At 60.7% G+C, this 3,779-nt stretch carries 2 protein-coding genes, 1 pseudogene and 1 riboswitch; of the genes and pseudogenes, 2 read left to right on the top strand and 1 reads right to left on the bottom strand.

Annotation, left to right across the window (positions count from 1 at the left end; translation table 11 throughout):
- The first annotated feature begins 695 nt into the window (after nucleotides 1-695).
- Nucleotides 696-1,310: a hypothetical protein gene (locus QN345_RS16715; protein ID WP_322140473.1), complete on the top strand. Its 615-nt coding sequence runs from the start codon at nucleotides 696-698 to the stop codon at nucleotides 1,308-1,310.
- Between the two features lie 50 nt (nucleotides 1,311-1,360).
- On the opposite strand, the gene QN345_RS16710 is transcribed toward QN345_RS16715, so the two are convergent.
- Nucleotides 1,361-2,845 (bottom strand): GGDEF domain-containing protein, encoded by a 1,485-nt coding sequence (locus QN345_RS16710; protein ID WP_322140472.1) that lies wholly within the window; start codon nucleotides 2,843-2,845, stop codon nucleotides 1,361-1,363.
- Nucleotides 2,846-2,968: 123 nt separating this feature from the next.
- Nucleotides 2,969-3,043: riboswitch (cyclic di-GMP riboswitch) on the bottom strand.
- A 245-nt stretch (nucleotides 3,044-3,288) separates the two neighbouring features.
- Between QN345_RS16710 and QN345_RS16705 the strand changes: the two are divergent.
- A pseudogene (locus QN345_RS16705) lies at nucleotides 3,289-3,779 on the top strand (ATP-binding protein); the annotation flags it as partial.

Here is a 3,779-nt window from a genome sequence, read left to right as displayed (position 1 = left end):
CTACTACGCTGAAACAAACGGCCCGATAGATATCGAAGCCGCCAACAAAACGGCGGCATGAAAACCGGGACGGTTCAGGCACCGAACACTGGGCGGGGTTCAGGCCAGACAAGATCAACGCCATCGCCGCAGCACAAGCCGCCACGCTCACGCCGATACTGAAGGAAGAGAAAGAGTGAGGAAGCCGCTGCCCATCTCACCTCTCATGACTCCAGCCGAAGTATGCGCAGCACTGCGCATCGACACCCTCGACAAGCTGCGCACCACCGACAGGCTCAAAACCTTCGCCATCGACGAACACCTCCTCCGCGATGACCGCCAGTCCGTCCTGACTTTCAGCCTCGCCGACGGGGCACCTTCGCCGAGACACACACCCGGGACTCGACAATAAGTTCGACTCGGCGCACGCACCGGCACCCGCGTTTCCGGTGGCGAAGAAATCGGTGAGCGGGATCCCACGTGTTCCGATCCATACCTGAGGACGAACTGGACCGGCATGCAAGCAATCGCGCGGGCCGGGGAGAGCCAGCGCCCCGCTGTCCAACAAGCTGTTGACCAATTGCCCGGGCACACGCCACTATCCCTCGACACCGGGGCCGCTGATGCCACCATCGTGGCTCTTTGAAGGGATCGTACGGGCCTATGGGCGCTCCCGGACTCGATAAGCTCACGGCGCACCATAAGAGAGGACGATATTGGCCGCCTGGACTGTTGAATATGAGGGCGATACCCTTGACCGCTTCGTGGACTCGCTCCCTCCGTACGAGCAGGCGGTCCTCATCGCGGCAATCGAGCACGTACTCGAGGTCTATGGAATCGACATTTGCGCAGGCGAGTGGGGGAAATCACTCGGCGATGGACTGTACGAGTTTCGCGTGCGCAAATCGTTGCAGGCGATTTTTACTGAAGCCGGCCTAGCGCCGCCGATGGATATGTCTGGCATCGACCGCCAGGTACTTCTCCGAGTGTTCTGCACATTTCACGGCTGCAAGATTGTTCTTCTCTACAGCGGATACAACAAGAAGAGTGGATTCAACCGGTGGAAGCAACACCTCGATCATGGAGGTGGATTATGGGACGTCCGAAGGGTTGGATGGCCACGCAACTCGGGCGAGAACCGATGCGGTCGCCAGGCCGGCCGCCGGGGTGGCACCGGGAGCACCGCCAGGATTTCTGGGGGCCTCGTTGGCCAGGGCATCTCGAGCGAGGAAGCGGGCGAGCGGGCCTGCGTGTCGGCGCCGGTCGGGACTCGCTTCTTCCGGCACGCTGGCGGGATGCTAGACCTCAGCAAGGCACCGCTGTCAGGATAGGTTTTTGACCTTCGTCGAGCGTGAGGAGAGCCTCAGAGACACAAAAATGATCAACGCGCTCCACGGAGTGGGCGCGTGCGAATAGCTGTGACTGCGAGGGCCCATTCGGTTGTTAGCCGGGTCGCACCGGTGTGTATGAGCCCCACGTGATAGCCCTGTACTTGACCTTTGCCGTTGGCTTTGGCTGCATACATCGCGATATCGGCTTGATGTACAAGCTCATCGATATCAATCCCGGGTGTGAGCGTCGCGATCCCGACGCTGGCACCGACCTGCGCAAAGCGTTCGCCAACGCGCACGGGTGGTGTCAGCGAGTCAATCATGCGTTGAGCGACGTCCCTAGCAGCGCTGGCCGTGGTACCGCGCAACAAGATGGCGAATTCATCGCCGCCCAGTCGCGCGCAGACATCGCCGGGGCGAGTGCACCCGCGCAGCCGCGCTGCGACCTCGAGAAGTACCGCATCTCCGGCACGATGACCCAGGACATCGTTAACATCCTTAAAGTCGTCTAAGTCGAGGAACAAAACGTGCAGACCGTCCAGATGCGCCTGGTCCGCGAGGCTTGAGGCCAGCTTCGCGGTGAAGGAAGCCCGGTTGTCCAGCCCAGTCAACGAATCATATTGGGCTTGTAACGTGAGTTGTTGATGCACGTCACTATTGCGGAGGGCCAGAGCCACCTGGTTGACCAAATCACGCACAGACAACAACGCATCTGAGGGGATCTTCTTCGGCGCACCTACCAGCATCCAGGCGTTTTCGTGCAATCCCCGCAAACTAACGCACGACCAGGCGAGGTCGACGCCGACGGCGTCATCCAGCGGTCCCGGCTGAAGGACCCGCGCATCCCCTGGATCCGTTGTGGACGAGACGACGGTCCCAGGAAACGCTCCCGGAACACTAAGGAAGCTGCCGGCAACTCCTTGAACCCTCAACTCGGCGCCATCGCGCACCAGTTTGAGCAGGCGCAAACCTGGAGTGGCATCACAAATCTCAGCACAAGCCGCCCAAGCGAGAGCCCTGATCAAGGTCTCGTCAGTGAGGCCCAACAATTGCGAGCCGGTGGCGGCCAACACGGTATCGCGCCGAGTGGCCTGCTCTCGCGCCAGCAGGCCACCGCCCATTTGGCGGGCGATGAAAACGGCGATGAATATCAGCGGGAACGACTCGTATAAGCCCGTCGTTGTCGGTGGCACCGAGTGGGTCGGAATCAACGACCACAACGGCACTGTCGCAGAGAGCGCTGCCATCCCGAGGACACATCGCAGCAGAGAACGCCAGATCGATCCGTAGAAGGCTCGAAACCAGATCGCGGTGAGCACGTAGGCGATCACCGTCGTCGTGGACGGACTGGCGAGCCCGAGAACAACAATCGCAACCGTGTCCAATACGTCCAGCCACAGTGGTACCTGCCGACTCAGGAGGACGTGAACGCACGATGACAGCAACGTTACCGTTGACCCCAAAAGCATCAGCACTATCACGCCGCCGGTCGCTTCGAAAAACGCAGCAGGCACGGACACGATCAGAGACGCCATCGCCAGGGCGGCAAAGTACCACCGTGTGCTTTGGACAGTCCCGTCAGACGGCCTCAAGAGGCCACGGACGTTCACCCGGTCTACTGATTTTCGCAAAACGCCCATTGAGCGTCGGTCCTGTCTGTTGATAGGCCGGCTAACCCAAGGGGTCCCGTGCCTTTGCGACACCGGCTTGCACCGGATGTGCCCGTGCGACTGACGCAGAAACGCCGTCTCGTCAATGATCAAGTGATCCTGACCTGACCGTAGCATTCTGTCGGCTGGAACGGCCCCCGGTTTGGTTGACTCCTGATCTCTGAAGATTCGTTTTCGCTTGGAGCGAAGTTCACCATACCCAAGCCTCACCCACCCCAAGTTCCGCGCGGCACCCATCGACGACAGCTACAACGCCTACAACCAACTCAACAGCACCGCCCCCGACACCGCCGCCACCACGTGGACATATGACGCGGCCGGGAGGCAGAAGAAGAGCAGACTGCCCCGGCCCTTTCATCGACCGGCAACAGAACGTTGTGTTCCAGGGATTCACCGGGTCGGGGAAATCATATCTAGGCTGCGCGTTGGCGAAAGCCGCGTGCCGGCACCGGGTGCGAGCACACTACATTCGAATGCCGGAGCTCGAAGAGGCCTGGCAGCTGGCCCGCGATAAACCCTCCGGCACGACGAAGTTCTTGAACAAGTACGCCGCATTCACGCTCCTGGTGATCGATGAATGGCTCCTCGACGAGCCCGACGAGAGCACCAGGAGCATGCTGTTGGAACTCCTCGAGCGCCGCTACGATCAGGCATCAACAGTGTTCTGCACTTAATACGCCCAAAAGGACTGGCACCAGCGCCTTGGCTCCGGGGTTCACGCGGACGCGATCATGGACCGCATCGTGCACAACACCATCTGGGTCGAGACCGGCGGCCACAACATGCGAGAACACACCGC

The sequence above is a fragment of the Cryobacterium sp. 10I1 genome, assembly GCF_035019805.1.
Taxonomy (GTDB): Bacteria; Actinomycetota; Actinomycetes; order Actinomycetales; family Microbacteriaceae; genus Cryobacterium; species Cryobacterium glucosi.
The sequence above is the reverse complement of the archived record's forward strand: the minus strand, read 5'-3'. Positions and strand labels throughout refer to the sequence as shown.